This is a genomic window from Lentzea californiensis (assembly GCF_024648825.1).
GTDB lineage: Bacteria > Actinomycetota > Actinomycetes > Mycobacteriales > Pseudonocardiaceae > Lentzea > Lentzea californiensis.
The window spans coordinates 283176-298805 of sequence record NZ_JANBBE010000007.1 but is presented as its reverse complement, the minus strand read 5'-3'; the positions used below and the strand labels follow the sequence as shown (position 1 = coordinate 298805).

Here is a 15630-nt window from a genome sequence, read left to right as displayed (position 1 = left end):
GTGGGGCAAACGCTATCGACCCGTCCGTGGAGCAAAGACCGTCATTGGTCCTCGTCGGGTGCTCCACACTCATCGTCCACCACGGGGCAACAGTCCGTAACTGGACGGGTGACGACCGTCACGAGATCATGCACGATGTGGGATCGTGATCAAAGTGGTTGCGGACCGACTCGCACCACATCACAGACATAGTTCGGAACCGCAAGTATTGTGCCGGGAACACCTGAGCTCGAGCACGGGAGACTTTGAGTTGTCTGGTCACCACACGATTGCCGAGACCGAGAAAGCCGTCCAGGCCAAACTCGGTGCGGTGCCGCTGCGTCGCGAACAGATGGCAGCGGTGTCGAACATCCACCGCGCCGCCACCGCGATCCGCCAGCACCTCGAGAACTCGGTGCTGCGCACCAGCGATCTGACCTGGACCGGCTTCGTCGTTCTCTGGGTCGTGTGGATCTGGGGCGAGATGGAGACGCGTTACGTCGCGGAGGAGGCCGGGATCTCCAAGGGGACCCTGACGGGCGTCGCCAAGACGCTGCAGTCACGGGGCCTGCTGGAGCGCATGGGCCACCCGACCGACGGGCGCCTGGCGGTTCTGCGGCTCACCCCTGAGGGTGAAGAACTGATGGCCGACCTCTTCCCCAAGTTCAACGAGGAAGAGGTCTTCGTCAGCGACCCGCTGGAGTCGTCCGAGGCCCAGTCGCTGGCCGAGATGCTGCGCCGCATGGTCACGCATCTGGAGGCCAACGGCGAGCAGCGCCGCCTGGACCTGCGAGGAGACACGCCGCTGCCGCCGCGCCGGTCCGGCCGGCGCGCCAAGCACGGCTGATCTTCGCGGCTGTGGGCGACTCACCGGGGGTGAGTCGCCCATTTCGGCGTTGGTTCGCTGTCTGACCGGTCAGAGGGCGGGCCCCTGACCAGGCCTTCAGAGCAGGCTCAGCACTCGTGCGTGCAGGGTGTCGAGGTAGTCCTCCGACTCCGGCTTCATCAGCACGCTGCGCAGCACCCGCGCACCGTCCGCATCGGCTCCGACCTCGGGGTGGCGGGCGGCGAACGCACCCTTCGACGCCCGTGCCACGCTCAGGAAGATCGGGTCGACGGGGGCGTTCATGCCCGTCTCCATCACGCGGTGCGAGGCCGCGTCCACGGCCGACAGGGTCAGCGGGTCGGTGCGCGGGAAGTACGTGACGATGTCGAGCTCGGGCTCCTGGTAGAGCTCCAGGGCCTCGGACTCCCGGATGATCGACGCCCACCGCACGGCCGCCCGCCGCCCGGCCGCGAGGACCTCGCCCAGGCCGTCGCGGGTCAGGGGGAGCAGGCGGAGGGTCAGCCAGAGACCGGCCGCCGCGGCGCCGGCGCGAGAGCATTCCAGGCTGATTTCACCGAGATGCATCTCGTCCGACGTGAAATACGTGTACGGGGAGTCGTGCAGGTAAAAACGGCCCACGGACGGGTCGCGGAAAAGGACCGCGCCGCAGCCATAGGGCTGTAGTCCGTGCTTGTGCGGATCGACCACCACGGAGTCGCACGAGCCGATGGCCTCCCACGGCTCGGGTGGGAGGTCGGTCCCCGCGAGCAGGGTGAAGAAGCCGCCATACGCGCCGTCCACGTGCACCCGTGCGTCGTAGCGGCGTGCGACATCCAGCACAAGATTCACCGGTTCGATGGCACCCAACGCGGTAGTCCCTGGAGTGACCACGACCGTTCCGACCTTGCCGGTCTTCAAGAGCTCCTCGAGTGCGTCCAGATCCATGCGACCTAGGCCGTCCACGGCGACAGGGAAACCCTCGATGCCGAGCACGCCGCACATGCGTGAGTGCGTGTAGTGCGCCTCGGAGGAGTAAGCGACGCCGCGGGTCGGATGCAGCGAACGGGCGACGAACAACGCCTCCAGGTTCGCGATCGTGCCGCTCGACGTCAGGTGGCCGAGGTGCTGCTCGCCGTAGCCGAACATCGTCGCCAGGTCCGAGACGACCTCGCGTTCCATGGCGGCGGTCGCGGGGCCGCCGTCGAGGGCGTGGTTGTTCGGGTTGATCAGCATCGCGGACAGGTAGCCCACGACGGCCGCGGGATGTGGCGGCTTGAGCATCTGGCCCGCGTAGCGCGGGTGGAAGAACGGGTAGTTGTCGCGCAGGCGGTCCTGGAGCTCGGCGAGCGCCGAGCCGAACAGCGCCGGGTCGACCTGCAGCGACGAGTGGGGTGTGAAGGAGCCGTACTCCGCCGTCCACTTCTCGTGGTTGGCCAGCGCCTCGTTGAGCCAGTGTTGAAGATCCACCGCACACACCCCACTCGTCCACGCACAATCCGAATGTTCGAATTTGGACGTTACGGCAGTCCCCAACGCGAAGACGAGCCGTTGGCGTTCACATCACGTGGTGAGACGTCGGGGCGTGTGCCACGACGGGAGACCACGGCGCTCTGACCTCGGCGAAGCGGGATTTCGACGGCGGTGCCACGAGTCCTGTACTCCAAACGTCGTCCCCACGTGTCGCGGACGTCGATGTCACCCGTGATTCCGTGCTCCAGCAACAAAGGCGAGCCTGCCTCCGAATGGACCTTGACCCAGTCGGTGCGTCCGCCGGAGCGGGAAGCGTCCACAAGGAACGCTCCTTGCGTGCGCAACGACGAGATGGACGCATCGGCCCAAGTGGACGAAACAGACGGGAAGACGCGCACGACGTCGTTGTGCGACTGCACCATCATTTCCAGCACGGCCTGGCCGGACATCAGCGGCGACTCGATCGCGAGGTTGCCTCCCTCGCGGTAGAAGGTGTTCTCGGTCAGCACGGCGTTCGAACCGACCTGCTTGCGGTCGAGGAAGTAGCGCAGGAACGACAGCGCCTCCTCCGGCCGTCCCATCGCCGACGCCATCGCGGACGCGGCGCCGTAGCTGTACCCGGCCCACGCCTGCTGCCGCGACACCCAGTGGTCGAACGTCCTGTCGATGAGCGCGCGGTGCTCCGGCATGTCGTAGGTCAGCTCGCGCAGCGGGTAGAACCACAGCATGTGCGAGAAGTGGCGGTGCGAGTCGTTGAGCGAGACGTCCTTGCCGATGAGCACGCCGTCCGGGCCCTGGGCGTAGGGCACGAGCCGGTTGGCGATGTCACGCCAGCGCGCGTTCTCCTCGATGGACAGCAGCGTGCGCGCACCCCAGCGGATCAGCGAGAGGTCGTACGTCGTGTCCGTGGCGTTCGCGTACTCCGGTGAGCGCGTCTCGGGCAGGTGCAGCTTCCCGTCCGCGCCCTCGACGAGGAAGCGTGCGTAGTAGTTGACCGCCTTCGTCAGGATCGGGAAGAGGACGTCCTTCAGGATCTTCCTGTCCATCGTGTGCCGGTAGCCCAGCCAGACGTTGTGGCAGGCCCACAGAAGATTGCCCGTATGGTCGTTCGGTGCGACGCCCGGAACGCCGCAGTAGCGTGGCCCGGACCGCAGTGTGCGGTCGCCGGGGTGGCAGATCGCGTACGAGTTCCCGTCGCGGTAAGCCGGGTTCACGTTGAGTTCGAGGTTGTGCTCGAACCGCTTCAACGTCGTCGTCACCGCGTCGAGCTCGTGGTGGTTCGAGCCGTTGACCAGCGGGTACGAGATCTGGACGTTGAGGTTCCACCACACGGCCGTCCAGCTGTTGCCCTGCTCGGGGAACCACGGGCCCCATTCGGAGATGACCGGCGCGTCCGCTCGGGTCGCCGCCGCCATCTTGTAGAGCTGCAGCCAGTAGAAGCGCTGCACGAGCTTGTCCGGCACCGAGACCAGCGACTTCGCGAAGTAGGCGTTCCACCAGCGGCGATGCTGCAGCGTCAGCACCTCGAACGGGATCGCCGACGCCTGGCGCACCTCGCGGATCGCGTCGGACGTGTGCGTGTCCGCAGGGTGCGTGTACGCCACGTGAGCCGCGAACCGACCGTTGCGGGCCTGCCAGGCCGTTGTGTAGCCGCCGCCCGCCAGCAGCGGCTGGGCGGCGTAGGAGACGCCGTTGGCGGTGCCCAGCGTCGGCGCCGGGTTGGCCGTGTAATCCGCCGGCCTGCGGATCTGGCGGGTCGTCGACGACTCCAGCGGCTGGAAACCCCAGGTCACGTCCCCCTTCACGGAGGCGAGGAACGTGCTGCGCGAGTTGTGCACGAGCATCGTGAACGTGGCGCTGCCCTGCGTGGTCGTCACGGAGCCGGTGAGCTCGGCGTTCCACAGGTCGAGCGTCCAGTCGACGGCGGTGATCGCGCCGGCGAACTGCAGGGTCAGGTACCCGATCGGCAGCCGGGAGAGCCCGACCGCGGCCTCCCAGTGTTCCCGCTGGTCCTGCACCTCGGAGTGGCTGAGCATGAGTTTCAGCTCGTTCGCGGTCCGGCCCGCGTAGACCTGGACGCCCAGAAAACCGTTGGCCAGGAACGGGCTGTCACCCCAGTTCTGCGGCAGTCTCCGCCACTCCATGCGGGCATCGCGCACGACGTCCCGGTGCACGTTGTGACCCGATGTTTCAGGGGCTGCGACCGCAGTGCCCACCCCGAGCGCGGAGGCCCCGACGGCCGCACCCGTCCCGTACAAAAAGGTTCTACGCGACAGCTCTGTCACTGTTCGTCCCTCCGTGCCGTGGCGGCGGCGGAACGGATCTAACCGCAGAAGTCATCCGATGACTAGCGAGCGTGTGACGATCAACGCCTTCTTGCCCGCAAATCGTTGTTGCACAGTTCTAGCCATAGCCGAGGTAGGGCAATTAGCGTGACGTCTCATGTCACCTGTTGCCATGCACATGAGCGACGGTCTGCTGAACGCTCCGCTGTCGGTCGTCCTGCTCGTCGTAGCGGTGGCGGGCGTCGGGTTCGCGTTGGTCAAGGCCCGTGCGGACCTGGACGACCGCACGGCGCCGATGGCGGGCCTGGTGGCCACGTTCGTCTTCGCCGTCCAGATGATCAACTTCCCGATCCTGCCCGGCGCCTCCGGGCACCTGCTGGGCGGTGCGCTCGCGGCGATCCTGGTCGGCCCGTACGTCGGCGCGTTGTGCGTGACGATCGTGCTCGTCGTGCAGGCGCTGCTGTTCGCGGACGGCGGCCTCACCGCGCTGGGCGCCAACATCACCAACATGGCCCTGATCGGCACCGCGGCCGGGTTCCTGGTCGCCGTCGCGCTGCGCCGGTTCGCCGCGAAGGGCAAGGGCGGTCTCGCGGCCGTCGCGTTCGTCTCCGCGTTCGTCAACACGCTGCTGGCCGCGACCGGCTTCGTCGTCGAGTACGCGATCGGCGGCGCCGGTGGCGTGGAGATCGGCAAGGTCGCGCTGCTGATGTGGGGCCTGCACGCGCTGATCGGCATCGGCGAGGGCCTGATCACCGCCGTCACGGTCACCTCGGTCGCGTCGATCCGGCCCGACCTCGTCCACCTGCTGAAGGGCAGCAACACCGCATTTGGCAGCAAGCCGCTGGAGGTGCGGTCGTGAAGAAGTTCTTCATCGGGTTCGCGTTCGTGTCACTGCTGATCGCCGGGGTGCTGTCGTACTTCGCGTCCGGCGACCCGGACGGCCTCGACAAGACCGTCGAGGACACCGGCATCGCCGAGCACGCTCAGGAGCACCCGTTCTCCGGCGGCATGTTCGCCGACTACGCGCTCGGCGGTGACGACAGGTTCACCGGCCTCGCGGGTGTGCTCGGTGTGGTCGTCGTGCTGGGCCTGTCGTTCGGCCTGTTCTGGGTGCTGCGCAAGAAGTCCGACGCGCGGTGAGCGGCGCCCACGACGTCCTGCACCACGCCGGCGACTCGCCGGTGCACCGCCTCGCGCCCCACGTGAAGATCCTCGTGGCGTTCGGGGCGGTGCTGGGTGTCGTGGCCACCTCGCGCACGTTGTTCCCGCTGTTCGGCCTGTACCTGCTGCTGATCGTCGCGGTGTGGTCCGTGGCGCGCGTTCCCGTGCTGTGGTTCGTGAAGCGCGCGGTGATCGAGGTGCCGTTCGTGGTGCTCGCGTTCCTGCTGCCGATCTTCGGCACGGACCCGCGCACCGACTTCCTCGGGTTCTCGGTCTCGGTCGAGGGTTCCCTGGCGGGCTGGAACATCCTCGCCAAGGGCACGCTGGGCGTCCTGGTCAGCCTGACCCTGGCCGCCACGACGGCGCCGGGGGAGTTGCTGCGCGGCCTGCAGGCGTTGCGGGTGCCGGCGCCGCTGATCATGATCGCCACGCTGATGCTGCGGTACGGCGAAGTCGTCGTGGGCGAGGCGAGGCGCATGCGCGTCGCCCGCATCTCGCGCGGTGACGACCCGCGCTTCCTGTGGCAGGCCGGCGCGGTGGCACGGTCGGTCGGCACGTTGTTCATCCGGTCCTACGAACGCGGAGAGAGGGTGCACCTCGCGATGGTGTCGCGCGGCTGGACGGGCACGCAGGGAGGCTCGGCGACGATCGTTCCCGAGACCGTGGCGGCTCCCGCCCTGGAGGTGTCGAAGCTGGCCTTCGCCTACCCGGACGGGCACCAGGCCTTGTTCGGCATCGACCTGCGGGTCGAGCGTGGCGAACGTGTCGCGGTGCTCGGGCCGAACGGGGCCGGAAAGACCACCTTCGCGTTGCACCTCAACGGAGTTCTCGGTGGTGGCTCGGGGTCGATCTCGATCGCCGGGCTGGAGGTCCGCAAGCAGAACCTGCGCGAGATCCGCCGCCGCGTCGGGCTCGTCTTCCAGGACCCCGACGACCAGCTGTTCAGCCCGACGGCAGGGGAGGACGTCGCGTTCGGGCCGCGCAACTTCGGCATGTCCGATGTGGACGCCCGCGTGCGGAAGGCGTTGAGCGCCGTCGGGATGGAGTCGGTCGCGGACCGCTCACCGCTGCACCTGTCCGGCGGCCAGCGTCGCCGTGTCGCGCTCGCCACGGTGCTGGCCTGCTCGCCGGAGGTCCTGGTGCTCGACGAGCCTTCGGCGAACCTCGAGCCGGTGGCCCGCCGCGAACTCGCCGAGCTGCTGCTCTCGTTGGCGCCCACCATGCTGATGGTCACGCACGACCTGCCGTTCGCGCTGCAGGTCTGCCCCCGCAGCGTGCTGATCGACGACGGCGTGGTCGTGGCGGACGGACCGACGCGCGAGATCCTCGCGGACTCCGCGCTGCTGGCCCGTCACCGCCTCGAACTGCCCTACGGCTTCCGGCTCGACTGAAGCCCGCTCAGCACGATCTCCAGCAGCACGGCGGGATTCGCGCCCTCGTGCATGCTCTGCAGCATCCCCTTCATCAACGCGACGAGGTCCTTCGTCGTGATGTCGGCGCGGACGGCCCCCGCCTCCTGGGCCCGGGCCAGCAGTCCGCCGAGGGTGGCGTGCAGGCTGTCGCGCAGCTCTGACGGCACCGCGATCGCGTCGGACATGTCCCGCTTCGCCGTCGCCTCGTCCGCCATCTTGCCCAGGAACGCGAAGAGGTCCGCGCCGGCGTCGGCCGACGGTTCCGCCGACGCGATCATGGCCGACACGCGCGCCTCCGTGACGGCCTGGAACAGCGCCTGCTTCGTCGGGAAGTGCCGGTAGACCGTGCCGGGACCGACGCCCGCCTTCGCCGCGATCTCGTCCAGCGGCACGTCGAAGCCCTGTTCCGCGAACAGCTCTCGCGCCGCGACCAGCACCTTCTCACGATTGCGCGCGGCATCGGCCCTCATCGTTGCCAACCGGGGCGTGCGTTCCGTATGTTGTTAACCGGGGTCACCGTTCCGATTCTACGAGGGGCACACCATGACACGCACGCCAGCACAGATCGTGGAGCACGTCCGGCGGCAGGTGGCGGGCGAGCAGGGCCACGACTCGTTCGCCGACCTGTTCACCGAGGACGGCGTGATGGCCTACCGCTTCCCCGCGCCGTTCCAGAAACCGGAGATCGGGGGCCGGGCCGCGATCCGCGCCTACTTCGACAGGATGAGGGGCGCCCGCGTCCGCGAGAAGATCGAGATCCAGCACGTCGAGGCGATCACCAGGCTCACCGACGACCCGGACGTCGTCGTCGCGGAGATCACCCACCGCGGCTGGTCGAAGGTGAAGCAGGACTACTACACGTTCACCGCCGTCGCGATCATCCACTTGCGCGACGGCGAGATCGTCCGCTACGACGACTACATGAACCCGTTGCTGCTGCAGGAACTTCTCGGCGTATGACCTTCGACCTGTCCGCCTGGTGCTCGTCGGAGCTGGGAAGCCCCGTGGCCGGCGTGCTCTACGAGCGCGTGTCGATCTCCACGGTCTCCGGCGTGCGCCTGGCGGACGGTCGCGAGGTCTACGTGAAGGCCCGCCCGGACGACGGCCGCGCCGTGTCGTGCGTGGCCGCGCAGGCATTCCTGGCGGCGCGGGCGTTCCCGTGCCCCCGCCCGCTGACACCGGTCGTGGTCGCGGACGGGCTGGCCGTGCACGCCGAGGAACCGTTGCCCGGCGGGAAGATGCTGCTCGGTTCCTCCCCGGACGTCGCCCGCCGCTACGCGGCCGTGTTCGCCCGGCTGATGGCCCTGCTGGCCGGCGTTTCCGTCCCGCCTCCGCTCCCGTCACCGCGCTGGGCCCGCTGGGACCACACCGGTCCGGGCCTGTGGCCGGCGATCCACTTCCTCGACGCGCGGGATCAGAGCGTGGTGCCTTCTCTGGTCTCGGAGATGGCGTGGCGCGTGCGCAAGCGGTTGCTGGCCACCTCGCTGCCGTGCGTGCTGGGCCACGCCGACTTCGAGGCGCAGAACCTCCGCTGGCACGACGGCGAGGTGCTGGCCGTGCACGACTGGGACAGCCTGGCGTGGCAACCGGAAGCGGCCCTCGCCGGCGCCGCGTCCGGAGCGTTCGCCAACGTGTCACCGCCGGGCCTGGTGCCGATCGGCAGCTCGGCGGCGTTCCTCGGGACCTATCAGCAGGTCCGCGGGCGGGCGTTCTCCGTGGAGGAGAAGGAGATCGCGTGGGCCGGGAGCATGTGGACCGCCCTGCACAACGCACGGTGGGAGGTCCTGCACGGCGATCCGACGCCCTCAGGTGACGCCGTGCGCGAACAAGGGGCCGAACGCCTGCGGCTGGCCAACGCCTAGGCCGCCGCGCGACGCCTGCGTTCCGCCAGCACCGCCGACAGGTACGGGTGCGGATGCGTGTACTCGACCCGCGGCGACCGGATCGCCGCGCCGACGTCGTCCGACAGCCGCGACCCCAGCTCCCACCGCGCCGACTCGTTCAACTCGTGGTAGCGGCTCAGGTACTGCCGCGCCGCCAGCACCAGCTCTTCCGGCAGCTGCGACAGGTCGAGCCCTGATGCCCAGTCCGCGAGCTGCGGCGGCATGACGGCGAGCTCCACCTCCTGCTGGGGCACGCGGGTGTGGATCACCACCGTGCCGGCCAGGTAGTCGCCGACCCGCTTGCCCTGCGGCGAGAAGAGGGAGACGAACAGCGCGATCGCGCCGGCGAGGCCCAGCACCCAGAAGTCCACGATGAAGCCGGTGAGCGAGCGCACCAGGGCGTGCCGGAAACGGATCGCGCCACCGTCGTCGCGCACCACGCGAAGGCCCATGGCGAGCTTGCCCAGCGAACGGCCCCGCGTCGCGGTCTCCACCGCGGTCGGCACGCCGATCATCACGGTTATCAGGAGCGTGATCGCGAGCGCGTCCTGCAGCGCGTTGTCGACGTCGACCGGCGCGATCAGGAACAGGACGACGAGCAGGCCGAACTGCACAGCCACGTCGATCGCGTACGCGACCGCCCTGCTGGCGAGTTGTGCGACGCGCAGGTCCAGAACTACGGCTTCACCGGTGACGAGGTCCCCCACGCGGATAGTGTGACCCATCGTGGATCTCGACGTCTTCATCGATCGCCACCGCGAGTCGTGGCGGCGGCTCGAGCGGCTGGTCAAGCGGTCCGGGAAGCTCAGCGGGCCCGAGGCCGACGAGCTGATCGAGCTCTACCAGCGGGTGACGACGCACCTGTCGGTCGTGCGCAGCCAGATGCCGGACCCGGCCACGGTCGAACGGCTCTCGGCACTGGTAGCCCAGGCGCGGTCGGTGCTGACGGGCACGCACACGCCCGCCTGGCGGACGTTCACGCGCTTCTTCACGCACCGGCTGCCCGCCGCGATCTACCTCGGCTGGCGGTGGTGGGTGCCGGCCGGGATCGCGTTCTACCTCGTCACCGGCATCATCGCGGCGTGGATCGCCTCGAACCCGGACGTGCAGGCGACCATCGCCGCGCCGGAGGAGATCCGGGAGATGACGAGGGTCGGCGGCGGGTACGAGTCGTACTACTCCAGCGACCCCGCCGGGTCGTTCGCGGCGAAGGTGTGGACGAACAACGCCTGGGTCGCCGCGGCCTGCCTGCTGCTGGGCGTGCTGTTCGCGATCCCGCCGGTCTACCTGCTCTTCACCAACGCCCTCAACGTCGGCGTCGGCATCGGGCTGATGTTCGGTGCGGGCCGCGGAGGGGTGTTCCTCGGACTGCTGGCGCCGCACGGGTTGTTGGAGCTCACGGCCGTGTTCGTGGCGGCGGGCATCGGCATGCGGCTGGGCTGGCAGGTGATCGACCCCGGCAAGCGCACCCGTGGCCAGGCCCTCGCCACGGAGGGCCGGTCGGTCGTCGCGGTGGCGCTCGGACTGGTCGTGGTGCTGCTCGTGTCCGGTGTGCTGGAAGGGTTCGTGACGCCTTCCGGGCTGCCGACGTGGGCGCGCATCGGCATCGGGGTGGTGGCCGAGGTGCTGTTCCTGCTGTACGTCTTCGTGATCGGGCGCCGGGCCGCGCGGCAGGGTGAGACGGGCGACATGGACGCGAGCGAACGTGAGGACGTCGCGCCCGTCGCCGTCTAAAGCTTGCCGGCGGCCTTCAACGAGAGATAGCGGTCCGCGAGAGCGCGCGGCAGGTCGTCGGGCAGTGCGTCCACGACGTCGACACCGTGCCGTGCGAGCAACGCGGTGAGACGGCGGCGTTCGGCCAGAGTGCGTTCCGCCGCGGCGGCCGCGTACACGGCCTCCAGGTCGCCACGTCCGGCGGCCATCGCGTGCACGGCCGGGTCGGACACCGACGCGACCAGCAGGTGGTGGCGCGTGGCCAACGCCGGCAGCAGCGGCAGCAGGCCGTGCTCCATCGACGGCTCCAGCGACGTCAGCAGCACGACCAGTGAGCGGCGACCCGCCCGGCGGAGCACCTCGGAGACGGCGCCGCGGGCGTCGAACTCGACCAGTTCGGCCTCCAGCGGTGCCATGGCCTGCACCAGGACGGGCAGTGTCGCCCGCGGTACCGAGGCGCGCACCTGCTGGCTGAACGCCAGGAAGTCGATCTGGTCGCGGGCCTGCGAAGCCAAGGCGGACAACAACAACGCGGCGTCCATCGCCGTGTCCAGGCGCGGCAGACCACCGAGTGCGCCGTCCACGCGGCCCGCCGAGGTGCGGGCCGTGTCGAGCACGATCGTCACCTGCCGGTCGCGTTCGGGGCGCCAGGTGCGGACCACCACGTCCGGCGAACGAGCCGAGGCGCGCCAGTCGATCGAGCGCACGTCGTCACCGATGACGTACGCGCGCAGCGAGTCGAACTCCGTGCCGGCGCCGCGGATCAACGAGGCGCGGCGGCCGTCCAGTTCGCGCAGGCGTTCCAGCAGGGGAGGAAGGTGACGGCGGCTGTGGAACGGCGGCAGCGCGCGCACGATCCACGGCACGACGTGTGAGCCTTGCCGTGCCGCGATGCCCAACGGGCCGTGGGAACGCACGGTCACACGGTCCGCAGTGCGATCGCCACGCCGTAGGGGCCGCAGCTCGAAAGACAGCACACGCGAACCACCGGCGGGCACGTCGACCGCAACCCGATCGGCGACCACACCGGCAGAAGGCGCCCATGCGTCACGAAGAACGCCACGCAGCCGACGTCCGGGGTTGTGCACGGTCAGCTGCACCACACACGGCTCGCCCGTGCGCACCGAGGTCGCCCCCGCGCGCGAGAACGTCAGCCGCCGCACGCCGCCCGCCAACAACAAGTCGACGGCCACGCACAGCACCAGAAGGCCGAACAGAACGAGAATCCCCTGCCACGACGGCAGGAGAAGCCCGACGACGAAGACCCCGATGAGCGCGAGCAGTCCCGCGCGGCCCGTGAGCGCCACGTCAGCGTGGCACCTGAACGGCACCGAGCACGCCGTCCAGCACGCCGTCCGCCGTCACGCCCTCCAGTTCGACCTCCGGGCGCAACTCCAGCCGATGCCGCAACGCGGGCCGTGCGAGCGCCTTCACGTCGTCGGGCGTCACGTAGTCACGGCCCGAGAGCCACGCCCACGCACGTGCGGCAGCCAGCAGAGCCGTTGCGCCACGGGGAGAAACGCCCAGACGCACGGCCGGAGACTGACGGGTCGCACGGCACACGTCCACGACGTACGCGATCACCTCGGGAGCCACGGTCAACGCGCGCACGGCCGCCGTCCCCGCCTCCAGGTGTGCGGCACTCGCGACCGGCGACAACGACGAGAGGTCACGCGGGTCGAAGCCGGAGGCGTGCCGCGTCAGCACGTCGATCTCGTGCTCCCGCCCCGGGATCGGCATCGTCACCTTGAGCAGGAACCGGTCGAGCTGCGCCTCGGGCAACGGGTAGGTGCCCTCGTACTCCACCGGGTTCTGCGTCGCCACGACGATGAACGGCGACGGCAGCGGCCGCGTCTTGCCGTCGGCGGAGACCTGCCGTTCCTCCATCGCCTCCAGCAGCGCGGACTGCGTCTTCGGCGGCGTCCGGTTGATCTCGTCGGCGAGCAGCAGGTTCGTGAACACCGGGCCCTCGCGGAACGAGAACGCCGCGTTGTGCGAGTCGTAGACCAGCGACCCCGTCAGATCGCCGGGCATCAGGTCCGGCGTGAACTGCACCCGCGTCGTCGACAGGTCCAACGCGCGTGCAAGAGCGCGCACGAGCAACGTCTTCGCGACGCCCGGAACACCCTCCAGCAGCACGTGTCCCTTGCACAGCAACGCGAGGATCAACGACGTCACGGCGGCGTCGTTGCCCACCACGGCTTTGCCGATCTCCGCGCGCAACGCCACCAGCGCCGTACGGGCTTCCTCGGTGGTGACCACTGCCGTCATGCCTTGCGCACCTCGTTCTCCAGAGCATCGAGCGATGCGGCCAGCGCGACCAACCCCCGGTCGTCCACCGGCTCCCTGTCGTAGAGCAGCGCCCGCACCGAAGTGACGGGACGCGAAGTCCTGCGGGCGATCTCCTCGGACGGATCGTCGCCCGGCGGCACCCCCAGCAGCGGTGCCAGCCGGTCACGCGTCGCCTGCCGCAGCACGGAGGCGGCGTGCGACGCGGCGTGCGACCGGCGGTACAGCCGCGCCCTGCCCTCCACGGTCTCGGCGGCGCGCACCACGACCGGGAGCGGTTCGGGCACCACGCGGCCGAGCCTGCGCGCCCGCCACACCGCGAGCAGCACGACCGCGACACCGAGCTGCAGGGCGCCGTACTTCCAGCCGTCCGGGACCAGGTCGGTCAGCGACTTCTGCTGCGACCTGTCCGCCGCCGACGGCACGTACCAGACCAGCCGTTCGTGCTGGCCCAGCAACGACAACGCGAGTGCCGCGTTGCCCTCCTCGTCGATGTCGCGGTTGGTGAAGATCCCGCCGTAGCCGATCGTCGTGACGGTGCCGGTGCGGACCAGCGTCGAGTCGTAGCAACTCTGCTCACCCTCGTAGGTGAACCCGCCCGTGGTCGCCGCGCCGGCTCCGTCCGCCAGCGGGCAGCCGGGCTGGCGGGTCCCGACCTCGAGCCGGCGCAGCCCGGGAGAGGGCGCGAGGAGCACGGTCGAGGAGGCCCGGCCGCTCAGGTCCGCGAGCCGCCGCGGGTCGATCAGGTTCGGCTGCGTCACGAACAGCGTCGCACCGTCCACAGCGGACGCGTTGTCGGTGAGCTCGACGCGCACGCCGTTCTGCTCCAGCAGCCGGGCGACCGCGTGGCTGCCCTCCGGCCGGAACGACCGGGGGTCGAGCGCGCCGCCCTCACCGCTGCCGCGCAGCAGCGTGATCACGACCGCGGCGAAGAGAATGATCACGCCGATCAGCAGGGGACCGCGCGCGGCGGTCCAGATGCGGCCGGCGTCGGGGGAGACCGCCGTCATCCGCGCACCTTGCCGTCCACGGAGACCAGCTGCTGGTACCCCTCCACCGTCGCGGGCCTGCCGCCGTACCAGACGTCGTCGAACTGGATCGCCGCGCCGCGCAGGTCGCCGGCGAGCACCGGAAGTGCCTGGCCCGCCTCGAAAGCGACCTCGTCCACGGTGCGTCCGGCCCGTGCCTCGAGCACGCCGCGTTGTTCCAGCTCGCGCACCACCGCGCGGAAGCGTTCGCGCACGGCCTCGGCCAGGTCACCGGCCGCCGCGGCCTTCTCGGCGGCGGCCCGGTGCTCGGCCGCGGTCATGGCGGTCGAGCCGAACACGGTGCCGTCCGACCGCAGCGCACGGCCCGTGGGCCCGACACGCAGCCTGAAGATGATCACGATCAGCACCAGCACGGCCACGACGACCGTGACCGCGGTGATGCCGCTCATGCCGCCCGCCCCGGCGAACAGCTCGCCGAGGCGGGTCAGCACCCAGTCGATCGCGCGTTCCAGCGGGTTCGGGTCGTCGGAGACGTACGCCGGGTCGCCGAGCTCCCGGACGGCCGCCTCCCTCGCCTCGTCGCGGCCGAGATCTACCGGTACGTCAGAGACCGCCATGCCCCGCGGCCCGCTGGAGTTCGATGTCCATGCCCTCGGACCGCATCCGGCGGTCGACGTAGAGCAGCACGGTCACCGCGGAGCTGAACGGCAGCGTGATCGTCGAGGCGATGATCGCGCCGATGGTCGACAGGACCAGCGAGCCGACGCTCAGGGACGCCGTGGGGTCGGCCGAGAAGCCGGTCGTCGCCGCGCCCAGCAGGCCGAACGGGAGGCTGATGATCCAGCTGATCACCCAGCCGATCACGACGGTGAGCAGCAGGATGCCGAACGTCCGCCACCACGCGCCGTCCACGAGCTTCTTCGAGCGGCCGAACGCGGCGGTGACGCCGCAGCGCTCGAGCACGAGCGCGGGCGTGACCAGCGCGAACAGCACCCACAGCCAGACGCCGGGCACGACGCACAGGAGCAGGCCGACGGTGATCACGAGACCGGACAGCAGCGTCGCGCCGAGCAGCGGGAGCAGCCGGGGCTTGAACTCCTCCCACGCCTGCGCGAACGTGACCGGCTTGCCCAGCACGGCGTGACCCACGATGACGGTGATGAAGCCCGACAGGAACACGGTGCCGAGCAGCAGCAGGAAGACGCTGAGCGCCGTGCCGGTGAGGAAACCGCCGACGGCCCTGGTGAACTGGTCGACCGCCTGTTCCTGCGTCACGCTGTTCGGGTCGAGCGCCACGACGGCGGTGAGGTCGTCGAGGAACGGCAGCTGCACCAGCAGGCCGACGATCTGCGTGACCGCGGCGACCACGGCGGCCGCGCCGATGATCAGCTTCGGGTAGCGCCGCATCGTCGTGATGGCGCCGTCGACGATCTCGCCGACGGCCAGCGGGCGCAGCGGGATCACACCGGGCTTGATCGTCGGCTGGCCACCGGGCGGCGGCGGTGCGTTGTAGCCGTACTGCGGCTGCTGGCCAGGCTGCTGCGGCTGCTGGTTCTGTGGCTGGTCGGGTGACGACCAGCCGGGCGTTTCGGACATCTCGGCTACCCCCGGTCGTGGTGTGAG

At 69.9% G+C, this 15630-nt stretch carries 16 protein-coding genes; 7 read left to right on the top strand and 9 right to left on the bottom strand.

Translation table 11 applies throughout. From position 1 onward, the window contains the following. The first annotated feature begins 310 nt into the window (after positions 1-310). The gene (locus LX88_RS25870) at positions 311-826 is read left to right on the top strand and encodes a MarR family winged helix-turn-helix transcriptional regulator (RefSeq protein WP_245816540.1); all 516 of its coding nucleotides are present in this window, start codon (positions 311-313) and stop codon (positions 824-826) included. Positions 827-922: 96 nt separating this feature from the next. Here LX88_RS25870 and LX88_RS25865 read toward each other — a convergent pair whose 3' ends face one another. Together LX88_RS25865 and LX88_RS25860 are read right to left on the bottom strand one after the other, a co-directional pair. Continuing rightward, the gene (locus LX88_RS25865; RefSeq protein WP_258950399.1) at positions 923-2272 is read right to left on the bottom strand and encodes a pyridoxal phosphate-dependent decarboxylase family protein; all 1350 of its coding nucleotides are present in this window, start codon (positions 2270-2272) and stop codon (positions 923-925) included. Positions 2273-2322: 50 nt separating this feature from the next. Next, on the bottom strand, positions 2323-4419 hold the full coding sequence (locus tag LX88_RS25860) for a glycosyl hydrolase family 95 catalytic domain-containing protein (protein ID WP_258950398.1): 2097 nt from the start codon (positions 4417-4419) through the stop codon (positions 2323-2325). A gap of 298 nt (positions 4420-4717) precedes the next feature. Here LX88_RS25860 and LX88_RS25855 point away from each other — a divergent pair, with 298 nt between their 5' ends. Genes LX88_RS25855 through cbiQ form a run of 3 tightly spaced genes read left to right on the top strand, consistent with a single transcriptional unit; the run spans position 4718 to position 7112 of the window. After that, complete coding sequence (locus tag LX88_RS25855; protein WP_258950397.1) at positions 4718-5419, top strand: energy-coupling factor ABC transporter permease; 702 nt, start codon at positions 4718-4720, stop codon at positions 5417-5419. Continuing rightward, positions 5416-5700, top strand: coding sequence for a PDGLE domain-containing protein (locus tag LX88_RS25850; protein WP_258950396.1), 285 nt, complete (start codon positions 5416-5418; stop codon positions 5698-5700). Before LX88_RS25855 ends, LX88_RS25850 begins: the two co-directional genes overlap by 4 nt. Further along, complete coding sequence (gene cbiQ, locus LX88_RS44625) at positions 5697-7112, top strand: cobalt ECF transporter T component CbiQ (protein WP_372511418.1); 1416 nt, start codon at positions 5697-5699, stop codon at positions 7110-7112. Before LX88_RS25850 ends, cbiQ begins: the two co-directional genes overlap by 4 nt. Here the strand turns inward: cbiQ and LX88_RS25835 are convergent. Further along, on the bottom strand, positions 7091-7603 hold the full coding sequence (locus LX88_RS25835; protein WP_258950395.1) for a TetR/AcrR family transcriptional regulator: 513 nt from the start codon (positions 7601-7603) through the stop codon (positions 7091-7093). The genes cbiQ and LX88_RS25835 overlap by 22 nt on opposite strands. Before the next feature lie 73 nt (positions 7604-7676). Between LX88_RS25835 and LX88_RS25830 the strand changes: the two genes are divergently transcribed. Together LX88_RS25830 and LX88_RS25825 are read left to right on the top strand one after the other, a co-directional pair. Continuing rightward, on the top strand, positions 7677-8093 hold the full coding sequence (locus tag LX88_RS25830; RefSeq protein ID WP_258950394.1) for a nuclear transport factor 2 family protein: 417 nt from the start codon (positions 7677-7679) through the stop codon (positions 8091-8093). Beyond that, entirely contained in the window at positions 8090-8995 is a 906-nt protein-coding gene (locus LX88_RS25825) for a phosphotransferase (protein WP_258950393.1), read from the top strand. Before LX88_RS25830 ends, LX88_RS25825 begins: the two co-directional genes overlap by 4 nt. On the opposite strand, the gene LX88_RS25820 is transcribed toward LX88_RS25825, so the two are convergent. Beyond that, complete coding sequence (locus LX88_RS25820) at positions 8992-9723, bottom strand: RDD family protein (protein ID WP_258950392.1); 732 nt, start codon at positions 9721-9723, stop codon at positions 8992-8994. The two genes, LX88_RS25825 and LX88_RS25820, sit on opposite strands and share 4 nt — an antisense overlap. Before the next feature lie 19 nt (positions 9724-9742). Here LX88_RS25820 and LX88_RS25815 point away from each other — a divergent pair, with 19 nt between their 5' ends. Further along, complete coding sequence (locus tag LX88_RS25815) at positions 9743-10750, top strand: stage II sporulation protein M (RefSeq protein WP_258950391.1); 1008 nt, start codon at positions 9743-9745, stop codon at positions 10748-10750. Here the strand turns inward: LX88_RS25815 and LX88_RS25810 are convergent. Genes LX88_RS25810 through LX88_RS25790 form a run of 5 tightly spaced genes read right to left on the bottom strand, consistent with a single transcriptional unit; the run spans position 10747 to position 15603 of the window. Then, the gene (locus LX88_RS25810) at positions 10747-12036 is read right to left on the bottom strand and encodes a DUF58 domain-containing protein (RefSeq protein WP_258950390.1); all 1290 of its coding nucleotides are present in this window, start codon (positions 12034-12036) and stop codon (positions 10747-10749) included. The two genes, LX88_RS25815 and LX88_RS25810, sit on opposite strands and share 4 nt — an antisense overlap. Position 12037: 1 nt before the next feature. Next, the gene (locus tag LX88_RS25805) at positions 12038-13000 is read right to left on the bottom strand and encodes an AAA family ATPase (RefSeq protein ID WP_258950389.1); all 963 of its coding nucleotides are present in this window, start codon (positions 12998-13000) and stop codon (positions 12038-12040) included. Continuing rightward, complete coding sequence (locus LX88_RS25800; RefSeq protein WP_258950388.1) at positions 12997-14028, bottom strand: DUF4350 domain-containing protein; 1032 nt, start codon at positions 14026-14028, stop codon at positions 12997-12999. Before LX88_RS25800 ends, LX88_RS25805 begins: the two co-directional genes overlap by 4 nt. Beyond that, a complete protein-coding gene (locus LX88_RS25795) occupies positions 14025-14624 on the bottom strand; it encodes a DUF4129 domain-containing protein (protein WP_258950387.1) in 600 nt (199 codons plus the stop codon). Before LX88_RS25795 ends, LX88_RS25800 begins: the two co-directional genes overlap by 4 nt. Continuing rightward, on the bottom strand, positions 14611-15603 hold the full coding sequence (locus tag LX88_RS25790) for a DUF7847 domain-containing protein (protein ID WP_258950386.1): 993 nt from the start codon (positions 15601-15603) through the stop codon (positions 14611-14613). The genes LX88_RS25795 and LX88_RS25790 overlap by 14 nt, the downstream gene beginning before the upstream one ends. Between the last annotated feature and the right edge of the window lie 27 nt (positions 15604-15630).